Raw genomic sequence first — 25,231 nt, forward strand, 5'->3', positions numbered from 1 at the left:
GATATTGTCCACCCCTTCGTGAAAGATCATCCATTTACGCTCTGGTTCTAAAGGGCTATTATTTTTAACAGGCACAATATTACTTAGCAACTGGGGGTTACAAGGTTGAAACGTTCAAAGATGAAGAAAAGCTTGATGCTGCTTACGGTTTTTGCGATGGTCTTCGCACTGGCTGCCTGCGGCGGAAAAGACAACGACACCGGTAATGATGGGGCGGTGAACGGATCGGGGGAAGAAGCTGTTACGATCAAGGCCATCGGCCATACAACATGGTTCATTCAAGGTATGGAAGCCGTCATGGTGGAAGCCAAGAAGCAGGGCTTTAACCTTGAGATCGAGAAGGTTCCGGATGGCTCGGATGGCGAGAATCTGATGAAAACAAGGTTTGCGACCAATGACAAACCGGACCTGCTCTTCTATCAATCCGCGATTACGCAATCTGCCGGCTTCGGCAATCCTGAAGAGGTATTCGTCGCGCAGGACGACCAGCCTTGGATGCAGAATTTCGATAAAGTAGCGTGGAAGAATCTAATGGACTCGGACGATAATCTGCAGGACGATGTAGAGTCACATTGGTACGGTGCTCCTTATGGCGGAGCGAACACAGGCATGGTGCTGTACAATAAGAAGCTGTTCGCTGAACTGAAGCTGGAGATCCCGACCAACATGGATGAATTCTGGGCGGTTTCCGAGAAGATCAAGAGCGCAGGCAAAACACCGGTTTTCCTGTCGGGTAAAGATGCATGGACGGTTCAGCTGCCGGTTCTAATGTCAAATGCGACACAGGAAACAGCTGATTTGATTGCGAAGATCAATGTCAATCAGGCGAAAGTAACGGACTTGGAAGACAGCAAGACGGGCATGAAATTCCTTCAGGAGCTCATGAGCAAAGGCATGGTCAACGATGATGTATTATCGGCAACTTACGATGAAGCTCAGAAAGCCTTGTCAGAAGGCGAAGCCGGTATGTACCTGATGGCGACCTGGGTGATGAATGAGATTGTAACCAAGTATCCGGAGGGCGTTAACGATATCGGAGCATTCATCATGCCGTATAAGGGCGAAGGCAAAGACTTGGCGGCGCTGTGGCAGCCATGGTCGATGTATGTGGTGAAGGGACCGAAGCAGGATGCCGTACAGGAATTCGTCAACTGGTTCGAGCAGCCTGAGATTCAAGATATTTTCTTCAGCAACCAAGGCGGAATTCCGGCGATTAAAGGGGTAACGAAGACGAAGCTGACGCCGGCGGAAGTCGATGCAAAGAAATTCCTGGATGCCGGACAAGGCCTGGGCAATGTTCCTTATCCTCCTCTGTACAACTACAATGTGAATCTTCCTACCCTGTCGCAGGAGCTGATCATTAAGGGCGGCAAGACGCCTGAGCAGGTGTTGGAGGCACAACAAAAAGAGCTGGAAACGGCAGCCAAAGCCAAAGGCGATCCTAACTTCAAATAAATGATAGGAAAGAGACTGAGGGGGTTCTGATGAAGAGTCCCCTCTCTTGATTGAGGTGTTAGCATGTTAAAAAAACAATATTATTCTTACTCGCTCCTTGTACCGGGCATGTTAATCTTCACAGTCTTTTTCTTAGTGCCTGCCTTGATGAGCTTCTATTTCGCATTCACTAACTGGGATGCCAGCTTTACGGTAACCCGGCACGTAGGCTTTGATAACTTCAAGACGCTGTTTGAAAATGAAGAGAACGTTCTCGCTTTCAAAAATACGTTTATCTTCGCAGCTGTAACGTCTTTCTTCAAAGTATTTCTTGGCCTGCTGCTCGCTATATTGGCCAATCAAATGATCAAATCCAGATTGATTCTCCGTTCGGTCCTCTTCTTTCCGGTTATTCTGAGCTCAGTCGCAGTTGCACTTGCTTTTAACGCTATTTTTCATCCAGGCAAGGGCTTACTGAATACGGCTTTGCGATCTGTAGGTCTGGACTCGCTGGCGATGAGCTGGCTGACGGATCCCAGTATCGTCATCTACTCCGTCGCATTCGTTGAAATTTGGAAATTCACCGGTATGAGCATGGTGCTCTTCCTGGCGGCGCTCCAATCGGTCCCTCAGGATGTGATCGAGGCCGGCAAGATCGACGGAGCTTCCCCTCTGAAGATGTTCCGTTACGTCACATTGCCGATGCTGAAACCGGTATTAAATACGAACATTATCCTCAGCGTTATCGGTGGCTTGAAGGTATTTGATCTGGTCTATGCACTCACTGGCGGCGGACCGGGCAATTCCTCCAGCGTGATTAATACACTTGTGTACAAATCATTCGCAACGGGAAGAAACGGGGAGGGAACTGCAGCTAATCTGGTCTTGTTCCTCATCGTTCTTATCACGGTGCTGCTCCTTAACAAAATAATTAATCGAAATACAAGTAGGTGATCAGGGTGAGAAAAGGAACCAAGCTATTTCTGGAACTGATCGCTCTTCTATGCAGTGCGGTTATTGCTGTTCCACTCTATTTTATCATTGTGAATTCATTCAAAACGAAAGCGGAAGCGGCCGACCTAAGTCTGAAGCTGCCCACCGATTGGAATATTATTGAGAACTATCGCAATGTATTCGAATCGGCGCAAATTCCGATGGCCTTCTGGAATTCGCTCGTGATCACATTCTTCAGCGTGCTGTTCATCATCGTCTTTTGTTCCATGAGCGCGTTCGTCATTCAACGCCGGGACAGCAAGCTGACGCGCATCATCACGCAAATTCTTGTCGTCGGGCTGATCCTGCCCGGCTCCATTATTACGACGTACTATGTAATGGATTTCTTGAATTTAGTCCGTACCTATGCCGGAGTTATTCTCTTGTTCATTGCGGGGAATTACGCGCTGATGACCTATCTGTATATTTCCTTCCTGCAAGGTATTCCGAAGGAATTGGATGAGGCTGCGATCATTGACGGTTCAGGCAAATACCGGTTGTTCTTCCGTATCATTTTCCCGCTTCTGCTGCCGGTTAACGCGTCGGTATTAATTCTGGCGGCGATGACAGTATGGAATGATTTCTTAACGCCATTCTATTTCTTGAATACGGCCGACCGGTACACGCTTAGCTTGGCCATCTATTTATTCTTCGGTCAAAAATCGGCGGACTGGAACCTGGTATTCTCGGTTATTGTCATCGTATCAATGCCGGTTATCCTCCTGTACATGTTCATGCAGCGGTTTATTATTGCCGGCATGACATCCGGAGCCGTGAAGAGCTAATCAAATCTGTAACACAATAAGATGGATAGCGTGACTCCAGTCATCCAATATCAGTTCAAGCAAGAACAACCTCCGGTCAATAAAGACCGGAGGTTGTTTGTTTTGTGTATTTAAGGAAGCACATTGCCTGCGGCACGGAAGATCCCGTACCAATCTTCACGCGTTAGTTGAATCTCGCTTGCTTTGCAGCAATCCTTCAATCGTTCTACATTCATCGTACCGGTAACCGGCTGCATATTTGCAGGATGGCGCAGCAGCCAAGCGATCGCGATCGTCGTGTTGCTAACCCCATATTTCTCTGCGATTTCATCGATCTTCTGATTCAATTCCGGGAACTTATCGTTTCCGAGAAAGACGCCCTCGAAGAAGCCGTATTGGAATGGCGACCAAGGCTGAATTGTGATATCGTTCAATCTGCAGAAATCCAGGATACTGCCGTCACGGTTCACCGCGGCCTCATTCTCCATATTTACATTAAATCCGCTGGAGATCATAGTGGAATTGGTGATGCTTAATTGAAGCTGGTTGGCCACGATCGGCTGCTTCACCGATCTCTTCAGCAATTGGATCTGCATCGGATTCTGATTGGATACGCCAAAGTGGCGAACCTTGCCCGAGCTCTCAAGCTGATCGAATGCCGCCGCCACTTCCTCCGGTTCAACCAGCGTGTCTGGACGGTGGAGGAGGAGAATGTCGAGATAATCGGTTTTCAGCCGCTTCAAGATTCCGTCCACCGACTCTAGAATATGTTCTTTGGAGAAGTCGAACATGCCCTTGCGAATCCCGCACTTGGATTGAAGGATGATCTTCTCGCGAACATCATCGTTCATATGGATGGCATCTGCGAAGATTTCCTCACATGTTCCACCGCCATAAATATCGGCATGGTCGAAGAAATTTGCGCCTTCTTCGAGCGCCGTTTGAACAAAGTTCTCCGCTTTGGTCTTGTCCAGCGAATTAATACGCATGCAGCCGACTGCAATGACGGGCACCTCAAGCGTGCTGCTTCCAAGCTTTATAGTCTTCATGGCGTATTCCTCCTGTTATTATAGTGGCTTGTTTATTGTGACACACAAGGATGGAGCTTTCAATATTTAACCGCGAATTCTTGTCGGAAAGGTAGTCTTTCATTGGATAACTACCCGATCACGATAAACTATCAAGACGGCACCTCGGAAACGACCCGTGTGTTTACCGGCTTCTATGCGGGGGAACTGAATAATGGCGAAATGCTTACGATCAAAACCTTTGAAAATGTTATAAATGATAAAGAAATCACATCTATTGTATTTTTTGATAAAGTAATTCCGATCAGAAGCTGAATCTGCCTATACGTATTGGAAGCGTCGAATCTCTCCAGCGTGTCTAGCATGGCTAGGTGCGCTGGGCTATTGACGGAGGCTAGCCCGTAGGCCGGCGCTTGAATATGCCATTTTTTCAACTTCAAAAGTTGTGTATACTATATAGAGTGAATACAGGAAAGGCTTCACTTGAGCGAAGAGGCTCAAGAACGTTGTCTTTTTTCTTTTATACAGAAGGAGCGGTAGAAGGACATGAAATTACTGGAAGAACGCATACGCCAAGAGGGATTGATTCTGTCCGCTGCGGTGTTGAAGGTCGATTCATTCTTGAATCATCAGGTGGATACGCAGCTCGCACTGGAAATTGGACGCGAGTTCGGTCGATTATTTGCCGATCAGCGCATAACCAAGGTGCTTACCATCGAAGCCAGCGGCATTCAGTTCGCCATGGCGGCGGGGATCGCGCTGAACGTTCCATTCGTCTATGCCAAGAAGAAGAAAGCCGTTACGCTCACTGAGCAGGTATATTCGGCTTCAGTCCATTCATTCACCCGGCAGGAAACGTACCAAGTGAGCATTTCCCAGCAATATTTGGGACCTGACGATAAAGTGCTGATCGTGGACGATTTCTTAGCTACGGGAGCTGCCCTGATTGGACTGGTCGATATCGTGAACGAATCCGGAGCGGAGCTGGCGGGTGTTGGCTGTGTGATTGAGAAGAGCTTTCAGGAAGGCCGCGGCCTCCTGGAGCAGAAGGGGGTTCGCGTTCATTCCTTAGCTAGAATTGCCTCGATGTCACCAGGCGAGATTCACTTTGTAGATGACCCGTCACCCGCTTATCTGGTTAAGGAGATGTTGTAGGATAGCAACAGTAGGAATGGAATCCGGCAGCCTTTCGAATCAGCGATTGGAGACTGCGTCCAACAGCTCCTTCCTCAGCCATTGGCCGTATCCGTCCCATGCCGGCTTGCTGTCCGGGTTTGTTTTCCGTAAACGTTCATAAATGGCCAGTGATAATGGCATGCCGCCATTGAGGCTGTTCAGATATTGGATACACTCCTCATGCGTCCTCAACTGAAGCATGACACTTAAATAAGCTTCTGCCCCGACGACAAAATACTCTTCAGGTCCGCTATGGTAGATTGTCAGTAAATCCTTATATTGCTTGGCAAACTCGAGATGGGACGTTCTCAATTCATCCTGCAGCTGCTGCGCTTGTTCCGATCCGGGGAATCCATGCAGGGATTCATGCAGACAAAGCTGTAACATATGCTTCGGTAACCGCATATAACCATGCGGGCCGGCGTGCATGACCATCGCTCCGTTCGGAAGCTGGAATGCGATCGGTTTAATATAGGTGGCTAAGTATACGGTCGAGCATACGTGGGGTCTGCTTCCCAAAAAGTGAGATAGAGCCTCATCGATCCTGCCCACAGGGTATGCAGCCGTCATCGTCATCTGATATTGATCAGCAATATCTTAAAGATAAGGCTGAACCCTCTGGTTCCATGCTGCCGGTAGTCCTGCATGCTTAAGCATGCGGAAGCAATCAGCGAGCAGCTCCGCATGCTCCACGATATGATGCTCCCCATTAGAGCGTTTCGGAACGTCCTCCAACAGACTTAAGATATCGTCCAGCGTTCGAACTTCATAGAGGGATAAATCCGAGCATAGCCTGGACATTGACATGGCACGGCTTACCTCATGTATGAGGTGCAGCCCTTGCGCCCCAAGTTTGGGCCCCCAGTTAAGTCTGACGTCGGAATAGTGCTCATTATAGAACGGGTTATCCGATATGGCGTTCATGAATAGAACCATGTCATAAGCCTCATGAGGCGAAAATAACCAAGCTGCAGCATCGGTGGGCAACGAGATCCCTTCTTTCGATACGAGTATAAGGAGATCATTACCAATTCGCTGAGAACGAAGCATTCCCTTCTTTTGGAATAGCGGACTCTGAATGATGACGTTAATCAATTGAATAAAGAAGGAGCCGATTCCATCCTGGAATCGGCTCCTTCTATGATTCAAAAGAGACCGCTTTACTCGCCAATTTGCGAGAGGATCTCGTTCTTATACTGCTCGATCGCTGCATCCGTATCGATCGTATAGCCGCACTCCAGACCGACAAAACCGTCGAAGCCGGTGTTCTTGATCGCGCGCAGGATGTTGACATAATTGAGCTCGCCGGTTCCAGGCTGCTTACGTCCCGGGTTGTCCGCAATGTGGTAATGGTTAATCCGGTCAATATACCCGGTAGCATTACGGATGACGTTGCCCTCTGTAATTTGTTGATGGTACACGTCGAAGACGAGCTTGACGTTCGGGCTGCCGACCTGATCGATAACATCGACCGATTCGTCGGAACGCTGCAGGAAATGCCCATGATGATCGACCAGTCCGTTAAGCGGCTCAACCTCCAGTACGATGCCGGCTTCCTCGAAGAGAGGAGCGCAGCGCTTCAGCGTCTCGACCATCACGCTTCTCTGCGTGTCGCGTGGGATGCCGTCTATCACATTGCCGGTTTGGGAAATGACCGAGCGGACATTCAGGATGCGGCAAGCTTCGATCGTCTCGCGGATTCCTTCCAGATAAGCGTCGCGGAGCGATTCGTCGACCAGGCTGATGAACTTGGTGCAGGTCGCACTGATGCCAACGCCAATCCGCTCCTGCTCGCTTGCGATCTTCTTCAGATCCTCCAAGTTCCACCACGCATAGTATTCCAGCCCGTGGAACCCATGCTCCTTGATTTTCTCCAGATGGTAGATGATATCTTGATTGGGGTAGGCCCCGATACATAAGGAATATTTCATATTATTGTGATCTCCCTCGTCAGATATTAGGCTAAAATAACCGGTTTGCCGGATACGGCCGATTCATTGGCGGCGATGGTCACGTCATGCGTCCGCAGGGCATCCTCATAATCGGACAAGATGCGTGAAGTATCTCCAGTACGCAGGGCATAGATGAACGCTTCGTCCTCGACAAAATAAGGATTTGCGACATTCGCATGCGTACGAGTACCCTCTGGACTTAGCTCTCTCAATGCATCGCTGCGCAGCTCCAGTACGCCCTTGTTCGTGTAGATGTCGAGCCCGACATGATGGCCGATCGGAAGCAGGCATGTGTTGGACACGGTAGCGACCATTCCGTTAGCCATCTTCATCGTGACAGAGCCGACGTCAGCAACATCCGTGCCCTCCACTTGCTCTCCCATGACCTGCAGGGAATAAGCGGAGTACACTTCGCGAACTTCCCCGCACAGGTAGCGGAGCAAATCTACGATATGCGTCGTTTGCTCCACGAATTGTCCGCCGGAGCCGCTCTGAACTCTCCACCAAGGCACCATCGGCATACCGCCCATCCAATAACCGAGCGCCATTCCCGCCTTGCTGTCTTCCATCAGCTGCTTAGCCATACTGGAAGACTCATTATATCTCCAATGATAGCCGACGGAGGTGATGAGCTTCTTCGCTTTAAGCGCTTGGTTGATGGCGACCGGAATGTCCCGGTTAATGCCAAGTGGCTTCTCGACAAGGAAAGGAATGCCGCGTTCCACTAATTTATGTTCTGCATCGCCGTGGGCCATAGGAGGTACGCATATGTAGACGCCGTCCAGCTGGCTGTTGTCGAGCATTTCGTCCAGGTTGGAGAAAGCCTTCGCTCCGTTATGCTCAGATGCTGTTTTCTGCGCGCGCTGAATGTCCACATCGCAGAATGCTTGCAAGGAGACACCCTCCATTTGAACCAAGTTCTTCAGGTGATGATTCGCGATACCGCCAGATCCGATAAACCCAAGCTTCACTGTCATGCGCTTCTCCACTCCAATTCAATAGGATATAATATAAATCAACTTTCGCTCCTATTTTAGTTCAAGTAATATAGGAATAAAATATAATATAATTCATATGAGATATGAGAAAATGAAACTCGAGGTGACATATGGGTGCAACGTATGGCAGACACTTCGTGACCACGGAGTGGGATCAACGGCTGCCGCTTCATCTGACCAGCATCGGCTTTTCGGAGCATCAGGGCGTCATCAGCAGAGAGGGCGGATTTCACTCCTTTCACTGGCTCCATACGGTAGAAGGCTGCGGGGAGTTTACGGTTAACGAACAAGCGGTAAAGCTTTATCCGAATCAAGGCATTCTTCTCAAGCCTCATGTTCCTCATAGCTATCATGCGGAAACAGACAGATGGTCCGTGTGGTTCATGACGTTCGAAGGCGCACTGGCCAATCCGATTACGGCCTCTCTGGATCTTCAGCATATGCGCCCCCTTAGCTGGGAAGCGAGCTGTCCGCTGGCGGACATTCATGAGCATTATAGTGAACAAATCCGATACAGCTTCGATTTTACGGGTGTAAGCGGTTCGCAGGTGGTGTATGACTTTTTGTCGCAGCTGAAGCAGTTTGGGGAATCCAGCGGACAGCAGTCCCTGTCCAAGGGTCACGAGAGATTGACGCCAATCTACCTGCTGATCGAGGAGCGGTTCGGGGATCCGGATCTGGGACTGGCGCGAATGGCGGACACGCTGGAGGTTAGCCCCCAGTATCTGAACACGTTATTTCGCAAAAGCTGGGGCATAAGCCCCTATCAATACTTGGTTCAGTTCCGCATTCAGAAATCGAAGGAGCTGCTGCTGTCGGAGCGGGGCAGGACGGTCAAAGGAATATCCGCCGCGGTTGGCTTTCAAGACGATAGCCATTTCGTTCACACATTCCGCAGGCTGGCGGGGATGACCCCGGTTCAGTTTCGCAAGCAGTACGGGGAGTAAGGGACAATATTCAATTGATGATATGAGGCATAAAGGCAAGAGCTTAGCTGCAATCATGATGGAAATATCAGGTTATAAGGAAGAGAAATACAAGCGGGTGTTTGAATGAAGCGAGATCGATATAGCACGAAGAACAGGTCGTCCACGATATTATCGTGGACTTTTTTGCTGCGAAAAATATCGAATAGAGGCGTGAAATGCCAGATGCTAGGCCTTCTTGTAAACGGGGATTAGGTGTCAAAAAAACGCTCAATTATTTCTTGACAAATTATATATAATTACATTAAATTAAATAACATAAATTACTTTCGATATAATTTTAATAATCCAAGACGATCATTATCGATGGGAGCGATGGGCGATGAGCAATGGTTTAACACTGCTTTCCGATGAGCAGATGCAGCAATTTATTACGAAGGGCTACCTGAAGCTGAACGCTGAATTTCCAACCTCATTCCATGAGCGTATTCTGAAACAAATCAATGAGGTGTACGACCGGGAAGGCAATGTGGGCAACAACCTGCTGCCGCGCATCCCCGAGATCGGGAATATCTTCGAGCATTCAACCGTTCGAGGGGCACTGACCAGCCTCCTTGGAAGCGGATACATCATGAGCAGCCACAGGCACGGACATCTGACCAAGGGCGGTGCCGGAAGCGTGTTTTGGCACAAGGACAACTACTGGTTTAATGAGAAGATCCGTAATCATCGTCCTTGGTCCGCGCTCATTTTTTACTATACCCAGGATGTAACGCCCGATATGGGGCCATCATCGATCATGCCTGGCACCCAGAACTACTATAATCTTCGTGGTGACGACTCGGAACCATGGCTTCCGGTTTGCGGCAAGGCGGGAACGCTGGCCTTGATCGACTACAATCTATGGCATACGGCAACCGAGAATGTCTCGAACATTGATCGTTATATGTTTAAATTTCAATTCTTCCGTATGGAAGCCCCGGCTGCTCCTGAATGGGATAACCGGAATCCGGTCTGGACTCCGCCAGCTGAACTGGATGGAATAGATGAGCACCGGCTGCAGTGGCAATCGGCCTGGAACTGGCTTTCGGGAAGCTCTGTACATGCGGAAGCATATGTAGCTGCAGCATCTGAGGCGGCCCCTGCGGAGAAGCAAGAAAGCTTGAAGGCATGTCTGGAGCAGCTCAATAACGAAGATCGTCAGGTCCGTCTAAGAGCGATAGACGACATCGGACTGCTGGGATCTGACGGAGCCGGTGCCATACCCGATCTTGCCCGTCTTCTGCACGAAACGGATGAGGGAATCTCACTCAATGCGGCTTATGCGCTCGGATCTGTAGGACCGGATGCGATTGCTCCCTTAATCGAAGGATTGCGATCAACGTTCCATCCGACTGCCTGCAATGCAGCCCATGGCTTAATCGAATGCGGAGCTGCCGCAGTTCCGGCGTTGATTGCGCTGCTTGAAGAAGGAGAAGAAGCAGGCGAAGCACGTGCTTATGCGGCTCTAGCGCTGGGAGAGATCGGCCATGATGCATCCGCTGCAATCCCTTCGCTGATCTCGCTCCTGCAGGATTCATCTCCATTTGTGAGGCAGCATGCGGTAGAAGCCTTCGGAGTGATGCGATTGGCGGATTCTGTTGTCATTGATGAGGTCTGCAAAGTACTTCTTGAAGATCCGAAGGATTTTATTCGCTTCACAGCCGGCTTATCGCTTGCGCGTATGGGTCCCCTTGCGGCACAAGCTGTCCCCGCATTGGAGTCGGCTCTTACGGATTCTTATCGCTATGTTCCATCTGTCGCAGTAGACGCACTTGATCGTATACACACCCCAGAAGCACTTACCCTCCTTATAGCCTTCCTCAAGAGAGCCCGATGGTGTCCAGTAACTAACCGTTCCAGCGCGTTTTAATCCTATACGTCCCGCGGGGCATCCTGGTGTGCATGACCAGGCTGCCCCGCGACGGGCGCCTCATTTCCCAAGGGAGTGATTGCATGGAGGCTAAAGCACGGCCGCATAGCGGTCCGTCCTTGTTGAAACGAATGAAGCAGGATTTGGTCGCCCGGTATCAATTGTATTTGCTCATCCTCTTACCTTTCACGTACATCGTTGTCTTCCACTACTTCCCTATGTATGGCTTGCAGATCGCATTCAAAGATTTTGTGGCCACTCAAGGCATCACAGGCAGCCCATGGGTTGGATTCAAGCATTTTGAAAACTTCTTTACGTCGCCATCGTTTGAATTGGTCATTCGGAATACCATTTTCTTGACCATCTATGGATTATTGATTGGCTTCCCGATTCCAATCATTCTGGCGCTTGCACTGAATAATACCCTTCGCACGAAATTCAAAAAGTCCGTGCAGCTGATTACCTATGCGCCGCATTTCATTTCCGTCGTTGTTCTCGTAGGGATGATGTACCAATTTTTGTCTCCGAAATTCGGCATCGTGAATCAATTGATCGGCTTGTTTGGCCATGATCCGATCATGTTCATGGGTTCGGAGCAGTGGTTTCGCCACTTGTATGTATGGTCCGATATATGGCAGCAGATGGGATGGAGCTCGATTATCTATTTATCGGTCCTATCGACCGTAGATGGTGACCAGCATGAGGCAGCGATCGTGGATGGGGCGAGCAGATTTAGACGCGTTCTGCACGTGGATCTTCCAGCGATTATCCCTACAGCCGTCATTCTATTGATTCTGAATACCGGCTATATTATGAGCCTTGGCTTCGAGAAGGTATATCTCATGCAGAATACAATGAATCTCTCATCTTCAGAAGTCATCTCGACCTACTTGTACAAACTGAGCTTCGCCAGCAGTTTGCCGAACTATTCCTACTCAGCCGCAATCGGTTTCTTCAATTCCATTATTAACTTCACCATTCTATGCATCGTCAATGGACTCGCCAAGCGATACGGGAACACCAGCCTATGGTAAGTTTCGGTGAAGGAGGAGCCTATGTCTATGAATGTCTACAATAGACGAATGACCAGGCAGGACCGTCTGTTTCTTTTGGCCAACGACATATTCTTGTTTCTCATTCTGCTTGTCGTGCTGTACCCGCTCGTTTATGTAGTCAGTGCGTCGTTCAGCTCTCCGAGTGCCGTTGTAACCGGCAAGGTATGGTTATTTCCGGTTGAGCCATCGCTTGCCGGGTATAAGGCGGTATTCTCGAATAAGAGCATCATGACCGGCTACGCCAATACGCTGTTCTATACGATCGCAGGCACAATGCTTAACGTGATCCTTACAATTGCCGCCGCCTATCCGCTTGCACGGCGCGATTTCAAACCGCGAAATGTCATCATGATGATTTTTGCGTTCACGATGTTTTTCGGCGGGGGAATCATACCGACCTACATTCTGATAAAAAACCTCGGACTCATCGATACGCGATGGGTGATGATCCTTCCTCAAGCGCTGTCGGTCTTCAACATTATCATTACACGCACGTTCTTCCAGAACACACCTTCCGAGCTGCTTGAAGCTTCTCAAATTGATGGATGCAGTGATATGCGCTACCTGATCTCCGTGCTCCTCCCGCTGTCGAAGCCCATTATCGCGGTTATGGCGCTGTTCTATTCCGTCATGCACTGGAATGCGTTCTTCGATGCGCTTCTCTACCTGAACAGTGATAATTTGAGACCGCTTCAGCTTGTTCTGCGGGAAATTCTCGTCGTCAACAGCATTGATGTGTCGATGATGCAGAACGTCAATATCGAAGAGCTTGCGGCCCGGCAAGGCCTTAGCGAGCTGCTCAAATATTCCTTGATTATCATCGCAAGCGTACCGCTGCTCCTGTTTTATCCGTTCATTCAACGATTCTTCGTGAAGGGCGTTATGATTGGCGCTATAAAAGGGTGATACGGTCAAAGACTGTACACGAACTCAGGAGGGGTTAAGATGATTAGAGGCAGAGGCATTCGATGGGTGGTTATCGCATTTGCGTTATGTCTGATGCTGGCCGCTTGCACCAACGGAAACGGGAATGGGAGTACCGCAAGCGGCGGCAAGGAAACGGGAGAAACCGGAGAAACCGGAGAGAAAGCCGGTAACTCCGGAACGGAAGCGGGGTCGAACCTTACGGAGCCCGGACAGTACCCCATCGTGAACAAGAAAGAGGACCTCAGTCTATACATCACGAAGTCGGCTGTCGCTTTCGTTACCGATATGGACAAGAATGCGTCAACGGATTGGATAGAGAAGAAAACGAATATTGATTTAACCTTCGAAATCGGTCCGGAGGGAGCGGATGAAGCGCAGCAGAAGATCAATCTGATGCTGGCAAGCGGCTCGAAGCTTCCGGATGTCTTCCTGAAGACCAATCTGACGAACGACCAGCTCACCACTTATGGCTCGCAAGGCACTTTCCTGGCTTTGAATGATTATATCGAAAAATACGGCGTGAATATTAAGAAATTGACGGAGAAATACCCGAATCTGTTAAAGAATATGACGGCCCCTGACGGTAATATCTATGCGCTGCCGTCCGTAATTGAATGCCAGCACTGCATGTACGCCCAGCGATTCTGGCTGAATCAGAAGTGGCTCGATGCCGTCGGCATGAAGCTGCCCGAAACGCCGGATGAGCTTTATGATGTGCTGAAAGCGTTCAAAGGCAAGGATTTGAACGGAAACGGCAAGCAGGATGAAATTCCGCTCATTCAGATCACGGATGCCTGGTTCGGTGATTTAACCGGCTATCTGATGAATCCGTTCACGCCGAGCAACGGTAAAGCTTATGACTGGAACTATATGGACGGCGACCAAATCAAGGCCTCCTATATGCAGGACGGATGGAGAGACGGATTGAAGTACTTGAAGAAGCTGTATGATGAAGGACTGCTCGATAAGGAGGCGTTCCTGCTTAAGGCGAATCAAGCCTTCGTGCTGGCGGGGGGACCGGATGGCAACCGGGTGGGCGCTTTCTCCGCGGGAGCCTTAAGCTCTGCAATGGACATTGGCAGTCCGGGGGCACGGGATGAATTTATCGCGCTTCCTCCGCTTAAGAATGCCGAAGGAAAACGGATTACGCCTTACATGGAGCCGGTCGGCTCGCCCGCCTACGTGATTACCAAATATGCGGACAATCCGGTGACGGCTTTCCGGCTCGGTGAGGCTATGCTGACAGATTATGCGGCCGACTTGGAGTGGAGAAACTTCTTCTACGGACCGGAAGGCGTAACGTGGGAGAAGGCGAAGGAAGGCGATATCGGGTTAAACGGCAAACCGGCGCTCTGGCGCTGGCTGTATATCTTCGGACAGCCGACCGATCAGTCCTGGGGGACGTTGAATATTTTGTATGCTTCCGTGGATGACAAAGGGACGTTAGCTACCGCATCGGAAGGATTCGATCAAGAACGGATCCTCTTCGATTCCTCGGTGAATGATTATCAGCCTAACCGGGTAAGCATGGTGCCGCCACCTTTATACTTCAAGACCGATGAGGCGATGGCCATTGCAGAACCGAAGACGCAAATTCTTCGTTTTGTCGAAGAGAGCATATTCAAATTCGTTACTGGCGCGAAGAACCTGGATAGCGATTGGGATGCTTACTTGAAGGAGCTCGACAAGCTTGGGGCGAAGGGCTATATGAATACACTGCAAACGGTATATGACCGCCAATATAAATCCTAAGCGGCGCTAAAATTACCAAAAATCAAGGCCCTCAATCGGAATTTATTCCGTATAGAGAGGTCTTTTTTTTGGTTCATTGCGCTGCAGTAAATCGTACAAGCTCCCGTTAGTCCGGGTCTATTTTGCATAAGATGGTAAATTTTTGAGTACCCTAACCGCATCTGACAGGGGAAGAGGAATATCGTCCATGCATAGCCGAAGAGATCAAATCAGCATATGGCTCGCTTTTTCCATCCTGCTGCTTAGCAGCGGTCTTGTCAGCCATGTACAAGCAATTCCGATTCTGCTGGGGACCGCCGGCCGTGACGCATGGATCGCGGTGTTAGTAGGGGCACCGATCTTCTTGCTCTGGATCTTAATGTTTTTTGGCATCTTGAGATATATCAAGGGGAAGCGTCTGACGGACTGGATCGGGCGTGAATATGGGGCCTTTGTATCGTGGGTGTTCCGTATAAGCTCGGCCATTCTGTTGTTCTCCATGGGGACTTATACGCTGGAGGATACGTCCACATGGGCCGTTGTGACGTATATGCAGCAAACGCCCTTGCTCCTCATTGTGCTCGTAGGGGTGCTCGTATCTGCATTAGCGGCGTGCAGAGGCATACATTCCATCGCGATGACATCCAGTATCCTGCTGCCGGTCGTTATTCTGCTTGGTTATTTCGTCATGTCCGCCAACCAGAAATATAAGAACTACCATGTATTGTTTCCGGTAATGGAGCATGGCTGGATGCCGGTTATACAAGGGGCTTTCTACAGTATGGCGGCCTTGATGGAAATGTGGGTACTGATGCTGTTTCAGCATAAGCTGTCCAAGAAGCTGCGCTGGTGGCAGATGCTGCTGCTGGGGTTGTTCCTGATTATGATGACGCTCGGTCCTACGATAGGCGCCATAACCGAATTCGGACCGATGGAAGCGGCCAAGCAGCGCAATACGGCTTTCGAGCAGTGGAAAATTTTGCGGCTGGGTCAATTGTTCCAGCATGTAGACTTTCTATCGATCTATCAATGGATGTGCGGCTCTTTTGCCCGTGTCGCGCTGTCGCTTTATCTGATTCCGGATTTATTGAATATCCGTAAGCCGGTGAAGCGCAACTGGACCATTCTTGGGGTTGCGGTCGCAATGAGTATCATTGCCATTCAACCGTGGAGCGATAGTCAGAGACTGGATTATATTACGCATATCCAATTCCCGATTTCGTTTTTTTTCATTGTGGGATCCACGCTGCTCCTTGCCATTGCGATTTTGATCAAACAACTTAAACAACGGAAGATAAGGGAGGCCTCCTCCAATGAAAAAGCCGGATAAAGCAGCAAAGAAAGAACCCTTCGTCGTTAGCGAGCACATGCTGCAAAGCTGGTTTGGGACTTGTAACGATGTGCTTGTACAAAGCAGTTATTTCGGGAAGCCTCCGGCAAATGTACAAGTTATTCTAGTCTATTGCAGCGGGATGACCGAGACGCGCCTCATTAACGACATCATCCTGCCCGACCTTAAGAGGGTCTATAACCAAACGAAATTCGTTCGAAAAGAGGACGTTGCCCGGGAGGCCGAGGTGCAGTGGACCGAGCTCGAATCGTTGACACCGGAATTTGACAAGAAAATGATTATCGGTCACGTATTCGAAGGTCACCTGCTCTTATGCTTTCCTTCCTTGCAAACCATATGGACCATTGATATTGCCAACTTTCCGAGCCGCTCACCGGAGGAATCGGCTACCGAGGTCTCCATACGCGGACCCAAGGACGGCTTCGTCGAGCTGGTCACCATCAATGTCGCCCTGATCCGCAAGCGTCTCCGCTCCTCCTCGCTGGCATGCGAATATCATCTTATCGGCGAGAGAACGATGACGAAGGTGGCCTTTCTGTACATTAAGGACGTTGCCAACCCGGTCATGATCCGGCAGGTCAGACGGAAGCTGGAGCGGATGAACATCGAATCGCTGCTCTCTACCAATCAGATGGACGAGCTGCTTACCGATTCGAATCTTAGTTTATTCCCGATCACGGGCTACACGGGAAGACCCGATTTCGCGGTCGAATGTCTGCTGAACGGACGGTTCATCGTGCTCGTGGACGGTAATCCGACCGTTCTGATCGCTCCCGTCAATCTATTCTTGCTGCTCAAATCGCCAGAGGACTCCCATCTCTCCTTCCTGGGCGTGAATGTGGGCCGGCTGCTTCGTTTAGCAGGGCTGCTGCTGACGATATTCCTGCCGGGTTTCTATATTGCTTTGACCGTCTATCATATGGATCAGGTGCCGTTTCCGCTGCTGGCGACGATTTCCTTAGGGCGGCAAGGGCTGCCGATGGAATCCGGCTTGGAGATGTTCTTTATTATGTCGTTAATGGAGCTCTTTCGCGAAGCAGGCGTACGGCTGCCCAGTACCATCGGACAGACGTTGACCGTCGTAGGCGGGTTAATCATCGGAGATGCGGCGATCAGGGCTGGCATCGTGTCACCGCTTATGATTGTGGTGACTGCGATTACGGTCGTAGCGGGGGCGACGCTCGTGAATCAGGTGCTGACGAGCACTTCCATTTTACTCCGATTCGCTTCGTTCATTATGGCCGCGACGCTGGGGATGTACGGATTCATTCTGTCCATCATCATATTCGCGATCTATCTGTCGGGACTTACCTCATTCGGCGTTCCTTATCTGGCTCCAGTAACCCCCTTAAATTTAAAAGAGGCGTTTTATTCTCTATTCCGAATGCCGTTCGTATGGAGAAAGCGCCGGCCTGCCTATCTCGACACCCAGCATCCGGTCAAGAAAGGGCGGAAGGAATGAAAAATTTGCGCCGGGCATTGTCTATGATTGTCTCCATCGCGCTGCTGATCTCGTTATGCGGCTGCTGGAGCGCCAAGGAAATCCAGATTCAGAGCTATGTCAAAGCAGTAGGTATCGATTACCTGGACAATGAATTTATCGTCTACCTCCAGATGCTGGACTTCACCGGAATTGCAAAATCAAGCGGAGTCAGCGGCCCAACGTCGCAAGCGCCAGTCTGGATAGGCAAAGGACGAGGGCGTACCTTGGATATGGCGTTCAATGATATGTATAAAAGCGCGCAGCTACAAGTTTCCTGGGGACATGTAACGGCCATTGTCCTGACCGATAACGTGTTAGCCGCCAAACACGATCAGATCGCGGACATGATCAACCGTTATCCGGAAATCAGGTATAACGCGTGGCTCTACGGAACGAAGTCTTCCATGGAGGAGCTGCTCAGGGCCACCCCTCTGTTTAATTTGTCTCCGCTTGTTTCGATTCTCCACAGTCCGGAATCGAATTTCAAACAATATTCGACGTATAATCCGGTACTCTTCTTCCAATATATATTGGATTACAATGAGCCTGCCGTCTCGGCATACTTGCCAAGCTTGTCTCTGACGAAAAAGCAATGGAAGCATGACGAGACTCCCCATGACATGCTGATGATCGACGGTGCTTTCTTTGAAACAGGCAGGCAAATGAAGGGGTTTCTGAATCGAAACCAGCTTGCGGGCTATCATTGGCTGCTTGCGAGTATGGATCGGGCGCCACTGACGATCGAGAAAGAGGGGACGCTCTACGGAGGGATATCGGTTAAATTAAGCAATTCCCATATCAAACCGGTCTTCCATGGCTCAGACGTCCGTTTTCATGTGAAAGCAACCTATTATGGAGGCATGTACGAATATATGGAGAAGATCACTCCTGACGAGATGAACCGCGCTGCCGAAGACGCCATCCGCAAGCAAATTATGGATACCTACAAGGAGGGGCTGCGTATCGGTGTGGACGTGTTCGGATTGGAAGAAAAGCTATACAGGAAATATCCGCAAACATGGAAGAAGCTAACTGGGAATGGAGAGCATCTGCTCCTTAAGCCCGACTCGATTGAACAGCTGGATGTGAAGGTGTCTGTACCTTATTACGGAAAATACAAGCTTCGCTTGCATTAAAAACGGCCATATTTACCGTACATGGATGGTCCTGAGCTTCGTTTCAACCGATGCTGCCCCAATCGCTGTAATTGTCGCGATCCACTACGAAATTGTCGCTGCGAGTGTGTATGATGAAAGATGAAGGGCAAACGACAAGCCCAAAGTGTGATCAAAACGACCATCGAGAGGGGTAGGAAAGATGAGCGAAGTGATTCAGGTAGGTATTCTTGGTTTTGCACACGGTCATGTCAACGCATATTGTGACGTTTGGAGAGATCCGGCATATGGGATTAAAGTCGTCGGGGGATGGGATCACGATCAGAATCGTCTGGATGCTGCCCGTAATACGTTCGGCTTGAAGGCCTATTCAGAAGCTTCCGAGCTGCTTGCGCAGAATGATATTGGGGCGGTCATTATCTCATCGGAGACCTCGATGCACGCCGATCTGGTGGAACAAGCTGCAGCTGCCGGCAAAGCTATCATTGTGCAGAAGCCGATGGCTCTGACGATGGAAGAAGCGAATCGAATCGTTGCGGCGGTCGATAAGCATAAGGTTCCATTCACGATGGCTTGGCAGATGAGGGTAGATCCGCAGAACCTCCAGATGAAGGAATGGATGGACAGCGGAGAGCTCGGTCAAGTATTCTCCATTCGCCGCAGACATGGCCTCGCAATGGGGCTGCAGGCAGATTTTGCCCAATCCTGGCACGTTAAGCCTGAATATAATCGGGATATATGGGCGGATGATGCATCCCACCCGATTGATTTGCTGCACTTCTGGCTGGGGGTACCAGACAGCGTTACAGCTGAGATCGAATCGCTGTATAACCCTGATATTCCGCATGATAATGGGATCGCTATCTTCCGCTACGCGGGGGGGCCAATTGCCGAAGTAAACTGTTCCTTCACATGTAACGCCGGGGAGAATACGACGGAGATCGTGGGCGAGCGCGGAACGGTCGTACAGAATTTCGGTGATGCGCCAAGCTGCAATGCCGCGCGAGCAAGCGAAGGACCGGGTCTGAAGCGTTATGATACCGCTGCTGGCGCATGGATCAGCAGTGATATCGAGACGCCAGAGAATCATGGCTATCGCATCCGGGGACTCGCTAAGCCGCTGTCGGAATTTCTGCACGGCGAACGTAAAGCGCTTGCAACCGCAGAAGAGGGCCGAACTTCGCTGCGCATGGTATTAGCCTGCTACGCTTCCGCGAAACAAGGACGGCGGGTTACGCTGAATGATCCGATGATTGATGAATTATAATTTGTCTCCTAATTTGGACTTTTTACAGGGACATGGCGGATCTAGCCAAGCAGTATGAAGCGGGACGGGAATTCATTCTAGGATCTGTTCCATGAAGGTTGTAATCAGAACAAGAACCGATACGTCATGGACAAAGAAAATCCGGCTGTGCTGCGAGCGCGCCGGATTTTCTTAAATTATTTAAGAGAGAATGACGCGCATGGCTTCTTGGCCGGATCAAGCCACAGCAGGAGCGTCATTAACGATTCGTTTGCCATACCTAAGCAGCCGGCTGTCGGTCCACTGGAGATATGCATGAATATCGCACTGCCCGCACCTGGAATCCGCTCCTTGGTGTTATAGCCGATTACGACTCCGTAGTCGTAGACATCATTGTCGCGCAGCATCAATTCCGCGGAATGCCACCTGTCATTACTGGGGAGCTTCTGAAGGGTGTTGTACAACGGTGAGGAAGGATCGTCAACCCAAACATCCTCGGCGAACATCTGTTGATACGGCATACGTGTCCCGGGATTAGCGTATTTGCCAAAGGCCAGCTCAAAAGGGAATACACCTATCGGCGTTCGCATGTCTCCTTCCCGTTTCTCCGAAGCCAAGGCCAGCCCATTTGTCCCCACGAACCCTTTGCAAGAGCGGAAGGAGGTCCAGCTTCCGTCCTTCCTCTCGAATGCTTCAATGTGAACTTGATTTACGCAACCCGCCTGCAAGGAAACATGAATGCACTGCCCATAACCGTTCAGATCACCGTCCGCCGGGGAAAAGTTCATCATATCGCTCCTATCATCTCCATATAAAACCATAGTTTACAAGAGTGTGCAAAAAACTTCAATGCTGAGTTGAAGGGTACATACCAATCAAAGATTCGAAATTGCCGGCAGGGGAAATGACGCTATTAGCGAAGTATTACATAAGTAGATCGGCTCAACAGCTAGATAAGGAGCGCTTGCTGTCTCAAGTGAATAGGGCCGGCGGACTGCTGGTTGAATAAGCAACTGCCTCAGCTGAGCCGTTTCCCCGTATGAGACCTCGAGGATGAGGATGGGGAGGAAGGGATGGACATGAACGATAACGAACCGAGTCTTTCGTTAATGATCCGAGAGTGGGTACAGCGTAACCGCGGCCGCATGACAGAGCTGCTATCTGAGCTTGTCTCGTTCAATACGGTGAATAAGGTCGTATCTGGCACGGAGAAGGAGTGCCAGGAGAGATTACTTGGAATGATGCAGGAGCTCGGTCTGGAGGCAGAACTGTACAATCCCGAGGAGGTGCCGGGATTTCATGCGCATCCGGCTTATTATTCTGGTAAGAATTATAACGATCGTCCAAATCTGAGCGCAGTATGGGCAGGGGGCGGCGCAGGTGCAGCAGGGAAATCTCTCCTTTTCTCCAGTCATATCGACACGGCTGCCGCTGCGCCTGATTGGCCGGCTGATCCGTTCACACCGAGAATTGAAGGAAACAAGCTGTATGGCCTGGGTTCCTTCGATATGAAGGGCGGTCTGGTTGCTTCCATGATGGCAGTCCGGTGTCTCATGGAATTGAATATTCGCCTGAAAGGAGACGTCTTGATCGAATCGGTCGTTGATGAGGAATTCGGCGGGGCTAATGGTACAGTAGCCGGCCGGGCGAGGGGGATCCATGCGGATGCGGTTATTATTCCCGAGCCGACGAATTTGGCTCTATATCCTGCCGCTCGAGGAGGGGCTTTGTGGCGAGTGACGTTCAGGGGGACGACAGGGCTGTCCTTCAGCGGGGAGACAATAGAGAATCCGGCGACAGCAGCGGCGAGATTCATCGTGTTTCTCGAAGCGCTCGAGAAGGAGCGCGCGGGTCAGGCGGGTCCTGCTCCATGGTTCTCTGACCGGAAGGATCACCTCCCCATTATCGTGACGCGTTTGGAAGCCGGTGACTTGAACTCTCCCCTATGCGACGTTGGACCTGTTGTATGCTATGTCGATATTTGGGTGGAATGTTATCCCGGCGTGACGGAGGAAGAGCTACGGAATGAGCTTCTTCAAGGCTATGAGCGATCTTGCGGCAGGACGTTCGAGGAAGGGCTGGGTCGTCCCAGCTTCGAGAAGATGATCCGATTCTTGCCAGGTTCTTCAGTCGATCCGGAGTGTCCCCTCATACCGCTGCTGGCGGAGGAGATTGAAGCGGCAACTGGACGGAAAGCGGAGGTAAAGGGAGCTCCGTTCGCGTGCGATGCCTTTGTGTTTAATGAATATGGCTCTGGACCTGCGCTTATTCTCGGACCATCCGGCTCAAACGCGCATGCGCCGGACGAGTATGTCGATCTGGACAGTCTAGCCCTGCTGATTGAAATTTATGCATCCGCCATGATTCGCTGGTGCGGCCTGCAAGAGGAAAGGTAAGGACTCTGGGGCTTGGCAGCGCAGTTGTGTAAACGGTTCCGGATCCTATCAAAGTTGAAATTGACGCGATCGTCTATATGCCATGATAATAGACTAGGCAGGGGGAAAGCATATGAAGCGGTTTTCTAACCGTATTGCGCTGGTGACCGGCGCAGGACAGGGAATCGGCCATTCGATTGCGGAACGTTTTGCAGCCGAAGGGGCTCATGTCGTGTTGGTTGATATTCACCAAGACGTATTGCAGCAATCCGAGGATCGGCTTCTTGCAAAGGGGTATTCGGTATCGTCACGCTTGGCGGACGTCTCCAAGACCGATCAAGTGGATGAAGCCATCCACAGCATTCATCAGGAGCACGGCGCCATTCATATTCTGGCCAATAATGCAGGAATCGCCTGGCAGGAAGCGTTCTTAGATATCAAGGATGATAACTGGCGGCGAATGATTGACGTGAATTTGAACGGGATGTTCTACGTGGCCCAGCGCGTTGCCCGGATCATGAAGGAGCAAGGTGTGGGCAGCATCATCAATATGGCTTCCACCAACGGTTTAGTTGGAGAAGCTAGATATGCTCATTACAATGCGTCTAAGGGCGGAGTGGTGCTGCTCACGAAGACAATGGCCATCGAGCTTGGAGTATCGGGCATTCGCGTCAATGCGGTGTGTCCGGGTTATATTCGGACGCCGTTGTCGGAATCGATCGACAGTCCCGAAACGGTAAGCGAATACATTGATCGGTACATACCGCTTGGCAAGGTCGGCAAGCCGGAGGATGTCGCTGGTGTCTTTGCATTCCTTGCCTCCGACGATGCTGCATTTATTACCGGTGAGAGTATCGTAGTCGATGGCGGCCAATTAGCGTACTAGAGCAAGAAAGAGAGTGCGCTGCTACCGCCCGTCCATTGGGGCAAGCCGGCTATCATCCCTGTGTTCTACTGTGCGCTGCCACTAGGATGGATGAGTTCGTAATTGTTCAAGACGAAGAGGTTCAAGAAACGCGGAAAATCGCCGCGAGAGGAAAGGTGAACTAATCATGAAACCAATTTCGATTCCGGAACCATTGTCAGTCATTGGAGAAGGTCCAGTTTGGGATGAAACCGAAGGGTATTTGTTGTGGGTGGACATTAATGGGGACCGCATTCATCGATTAAATCCGGAATCCGGCAAAGTGGAGACGATAGAGGCTCCTAAGCTGGCTAGTGCGCTTGTACCTTGCAGTAATGGCGGGTGGCTGGTGAGCGCTTATCACAGTATCTATCATTGGATACCCGGCAAGACGAGCTTCGATGAAGTTCTCAGACTGGAAAATTTGCCTTCCGATGTTCGCTTCAATGATGGGAAGGCCGGTCCGGACGGCGGATTGTGGATTGGGACGATGGATCTACACGAGTCGAAAGCCCAGGGAGCGCTCTATAGGGTGAGTGCTGATTTTCAATATGAAGAAAAGCTTAGCGGGATCTATTGCTCGAACGGCTTGGATTGGAGCCTGACTCATGACGAGATGTATTATATCGACTCGCATATTCCTCGCGTACAAGCCTATGCTTTCGATTCCAAGAACGGAACGCTCGGCCAAGAGCGGACGGCTGTTACTTTGAATGAGAAGAGCGGCTTGCCGGATGGAATGAGTATCGATCATAAAGGCATGATTTGGGTAGCGGAGTGGGGCGGTTCGCGCGTCGTAAGATGGAATCCGGCTGATGGAAGCCAATTATCGGCCATTGAGATGCCGGTGCCGCAGCCTTCAAGCTGTGCCTTCGGAGGGGCGAATTACGAAACGTTGTTCATTACGAGTGCTTACCAAGGTATGAGCGACAGCAAGCGTGCCGAATATCCGTTGTCAGGTGCCTTGTTCCATATGGAAACCAGCGACTTGGGAATTCGGGGCAGACGCCCATTCCGGTTTGGTTGAGCAAGGGAGCTAGCTTGTAGTCAAGGAATAGTTCCTGCAGTAAGTCATAGCTGCTGGTTAGCCGATAGAGGAGCCCTTCGATTGTTCGAAGGGTTCTTTTTTTGTAGTTATATGGAATATTCGGCAGAGGCGACACCCCCCGCTGTCCCATTGAGGAGTTACAGCAGCTGAAAACGGAGGCCTGGGGCCGAATCAACCGCTGTAACGGTAAAATATGGCGTTAAAGCACTCGGCCGGGGCGACACCCCCCGCTGTAACGCCATATTGAGGAGTTACAGCAGCTGAAAACGGAGGCCTGGGGCCGAATCAACCGCTGTAACGGTAAAATATGGCGTTAAAGCACTCGGCCGGGGCGACACCCCCCGCTGTAACGCCATATTGAGGAGTTACAGCAGCTGAAAACGGAGGCCTGGGGCCGAATCAACCGCTGTAACGGTAAAATATGGCGTTACAGCACTCGGCTGGGGCGATAACCCCTGCTGTAACGCCCATTTATGGAGTTACAGCAGCAGAAAACGGAGGCCAGGGGCCGAATCAACCGCTGTAACGGTAAAAAATGGCGTTACAGAACTCGGTTGGGGCGACACCGCCCGCTGTAACGCCATATTGTGGAGTTACAGCCAGCAGAAAACGGAGGCCTGGGGCCGAATCAACCGCTGTAACGGTAAAAAATGGCGTTACAGTATTCGGCTGTGGCGATAACCCCTGCTGTAACGCCCATTTATGGCGCTACCTCAGCAGTGGAAAGCAAACGTTCGGTGCCCTCTCTCCATACGCGAAGCAGACAAAGACAGCGCGAAGCGGTTCTTCACATTTTTCCAAAAAAATGCGCAC

General features: G+C 50.5%; 23 protein-coding genes. 17 read left to right on the plus strand and 6 right to left on the minus strand.

Annotated features, from left to right (window positions below; all coding sequences use genetic code 11):
- Positions 1 to 105: 105 nt before the first annotated feature.
- From NNL21_RS18180 to NNL21_RS18190, 3 genes are all read left to right on the plus strand, one after another.
- Positions 106 to 1,455: an ABC transporter substrate-binding protein gene (locus NNL21_RS18180; RefSeq protein WP_204818631.1), complete on the plus strand. Its 1,350-nt coding sequence runs from the start codon at positions 106 to 108 to the stop codon at positions 1,453 to 1,455.
- A 63-nt stretch (positions 1,456 to 1,518) separates the two neighbouring features.
- Positions 1,519 to 2,388: a carbohydrate ABC transporter permease gene (locus tag NNL21_RS18185; RefSeq protein ID WP_204818632.1), complete on the plus strand. Its 870-nt coding sequence runs from the start codon at positions 1,519 to 1,521 to the stop codon at positions 2,386 to 2,388.
- Between the two features lie 5 nt (positions 2,389 to 2,393).
- A complete protein-coding gene (locus NNL21_RS18190) occupies positions 2,394 to 3,212 on the plus strand; it encodes a carbohydrate ABC transporter permease (RefSeq protein WP_204818633.1) in 819 nt (272 codons plus the stop codon).
- A 110-nt stretch (positions 3,213 to 3,322) separates the two neighbouring features.
- On the opposite strand, the gene NNL21_RS18195 is transcribed toward NNL21_RS18190, so the two are convergent.
- Entirely contained in the window at positions 3,323 to 4,240 is a 918-nt protein-coding gene (locus NNL21_RS18195) for an aldo/keto reductase (RefSeq protein ID WP_204818634.1), read from the minus strand.
- 102 nt (positions 4,241 to 4,342) lie between these two features.
- Between NNL21_RS18195 and NNL21_RS18200 the strand changes: the two genes are divergently transcribed.
- Positions 4,343 to 4,534: a hypothetical protein gene (locus NNL21_RS18200; protein WP_204818635.1), complete on the plus strand. Its 192-nt coding sequence runs from the start codon at positions 4,343 to 4,345 to the stop codon at positions 4,532 to 4,534.
- 231 nt (positions 4,535 to 4,765) lie between these two features.
- On the plus strand, positions 4,766 to 5,374 hold the full coding sequence (locus NNL21_RS18205) for a xanthine phosphoribosyltransferase (RefSeq protein WP_204818636.1): 609 nt from the start codon (positions 4,766 to 4,768) through the stop codon (positions 5,372 to 5,374).
- Positions 5,375 to 5,413: 39 nt separating this feature from the next.
- On the opposite strand, the gene NNL21_RS18210 is transcribed toward NNL21_RS18205, so the two are convergent.
- From NNL21_RS18210 to NNL21_RS18225, 4 genes are all read right to left on the minus strand, one after another.
- Positions 5,414 to 5,914, minus strand: coding sequence for a hypothetical protein (locus NNL21_RS18210; protein WP_256555322.1), 501 nt, complete (start codon positions 5,912 to 5,914; stop codon positions 5,414 to 5,416).
- A 78-nt stretch (positions 5,915 to 5,992) separates the two neighbouring features.
- The gene (locus NNL21_RS18215; RefSeq protein ID WP_204818638.1) at positions 5,993 to 6,544 is read right to left on the minus strand and encodes a hypothetical protein; all 552 of its coding nucleotides are present in this window, start codon (positions 6,542 to 6,544) and stop codon (positions 5,993 to 5,995) included.
- An 11-nt stretch (positions 6,545 to 6,555) separates the two neighbouring features.
- Complete coding sequence (locus NNL21_RS18220) at positions 6,556 to 7,326, minus strand: TIM barrel protein (RefSeq protein ID WP_204818639.1); 771 nt, start codon at positions 7,324 to 7,326, stop codon at positions 6,556 to 6,558.
- A 26-nt stretch (positions 7,327 to 7,352) separates the two neighbouring features.
- Entirely contained in the window at positions 7,353 to 8,324 is a 972-nt protein-coding gene (locus NNL21_RS18225; protein WP_204818640.1) for a Gfo/Idh/MocA family protein, read from the minus strand.
- Between the two features lie 131 nt (positions 8,325 to 8,455).
- On the opposite strand from NNL21_RS18225, the gene NNL21_RS18230 reads away from it, so the two are divergent.
- From NNL21_RS18230 to NNL21_RS18270, 9 genes are all read left to right on the plus strand, one after another.
- Positions 8,456 to 9,292: an AraC family transcriptional regulator gene (locus NNL21_RS18230; protein ID WP_204818641.1), complete on the plus strand. Its 837-nt coding sequence runs from the start codon at positions 8,456 to 8,458 to the stop codon at positions 9,290 to 9,292.
- 361 nt (positions 9,293 to 9,653) lie between these two features.
- A complete protein-coding gene (locus tag NNL21_RS18235; RefSeq protein WP_204818642.1) occupies positions 9,654 to 11,183 on the plus strand; it encodes a HEAT repeat domain-containing protein in 1,530 nt (509 codons plus the stop codon).
- Positions 11,184 to 11,266: 83 nt separating this feature from the next.
- Positions 11,267 to 12,217: an ABC transporter permease gene (locus NNL21_RS18240; RefSeq protein ID WP_204818643.1), complete on the plus strand. Its 951-nt coding sequence runs from the start codon at positions 11,267 to 11,269 to the stop codon at positions 12,215 to 12,217.
- A 27-nt stretch (positions 12,218 to 12,244) separates the two neighbouring features.
- Positions 12,245 to 13,144 (plus strand): carbohydrate ABC transporter permease, encoded by a 900-nt coding sequence (locus tag NNL21_RS18245; RefSeq protein WP_204818644.1) that lies wholly within the window; start codon positions 12,245 to 12,247, stop codon positions 13,142 to 13,144.
- Between the two features lie 39 nt (positions 13,145 to 13,183).
- Positions 13,184 to 14,917, plus strand: a complete 1,734-nt coding sequence (locus NNL21_RS18250; RefSeq protein ID WP_204818645.1) for a type 2 periplasmic-binding domain-containing protein — start codon at positions 13,184 to 13,186, stop codon at positions 14,915 to 14,917.
- 187 nt (positions 14,918 to 15,104) lie between these two features.
- A complete protein-coding gene (locus NNL21_RS18255; RefSeq protein ID WP_204818646.1) occupies positions 15,105 to 16,226 on the plus strand; it encodes a GerAB/ArcD/ProY family transporter in 1,122 nt (373 codons plus the stop codon).
- On the plus strand, positions 16,210 to 17,709 hold the full coding sequence (locus NNL21_RS18260; RefSeq protein ID WP_204818647.1) for a spore germination protein: 1,500 nt from the start codon (positions 16,210 to 16,212) through the stop codon (positions 17,707 to 17,709). The genes NNL21_RS18255 and NNL21_RS18260 overlap by 17 nt, the downstream gene beginning before the upstream one ends.
- A complete protein-coding gene (locus tag NNL21_RS18265; protein ID WP_204818648.1) occupies positions 17,706 to 18,866 on the plus strand; it encodes a Ger(x)C family spore germination protein in 1,161 nt (386 codons plus the stop codon). The genes NNL21_RS18260 and NNL21_RS18265 overlap by 4 nt, the downstream gene beginning before the upstream one ends.
- Before the next feature lie 181 nt (positions 18,867 to 19,047).
- Entirely contained in the window at positions 19,048 to 20,112 is a 1,065-nt protein-coding gene (locus NNL21_RS18270) for a Gfo/Idh/MocA family protein (RefSeq protein WP_204818649.1), read from the plus strand.
- Between the two features lie 176 nt (positions 20,113 to 20,288).
- On the opposite strand, the gene NNL21_RS18275 is transcribed toward NNL21_RS18270, so the two are convergent.
- The gene (locus NNL21_RS18275; protein WP_204818650.1) at positions 20,289 to 20,882 is read right to left on the minus strand and encodes a L,D-transpeptidase family protein; all 594 of its coding nucleotides are present in this window, start codon (positions 20,880 to 20,882) and stop codon (positions 20,289 to 20,291) included.
- Between the two features lie 288 nt (positions 20,883 to 21,170).
- On the opposite strand from NNL21_RS18275, the gene NNL21_RS18280 reads away from it, so the two are divergent.
- The 3 genes from NNL21_RS18280 (at position 21,171) to NNL21_RS18290 (ending at position 24,397) form a co-directional block, all read left to right on the plus strand.
- Entirely contained in the window at positions 21,171 to 22,487 is a 1,317-nt protein-coding gene (locus NNL21_RS18280; RefSeq protein WP_204818651.1) for a M20 family metallopeptidase, read from the plus strand.
- 112 nt (positions 22,488 to 22,599) lie between these two features.
- Positions 22,600 to 23,352: an SDR family NAD(P)-dependent oxidoreductase gene (locus NNL21_RS18285; RefSeq protein WP_204818652.1), complete on the plus strand. Its 753-nt coding sequence runs from the start codon at positions 22,600 to 22,602 to the stop codon at positions 23,350 to 23,352.
- Between the two features lie 166 nt (positions 23,353 to 23,518).
- On the plus strand, positions 23,519 to 24,397 hold the full coding sequence (locus NNL21_RS18290) for an SMP-30/gluconolactonase/LRE family protein (protein WP_204818653.1): 879 nt from the start codon (positions 23,519 to 23,521) through the stop codon (positions 24,395 to 24,397).
- The last annotated feature ends 834 nt before the right edge of the window (positions 24,398 to 25,231 follow it).

The sequence above is a fragment of the Paenibacillus mendelii genome (assembly GCF_024498075.1).
Classification (GTDB): Bacteria; Bacillota; Bacilli; order Paenibacillales; family Paenibacillaceae; genus Paenibacillus_Z; species Paenibacillus_Z mendelii.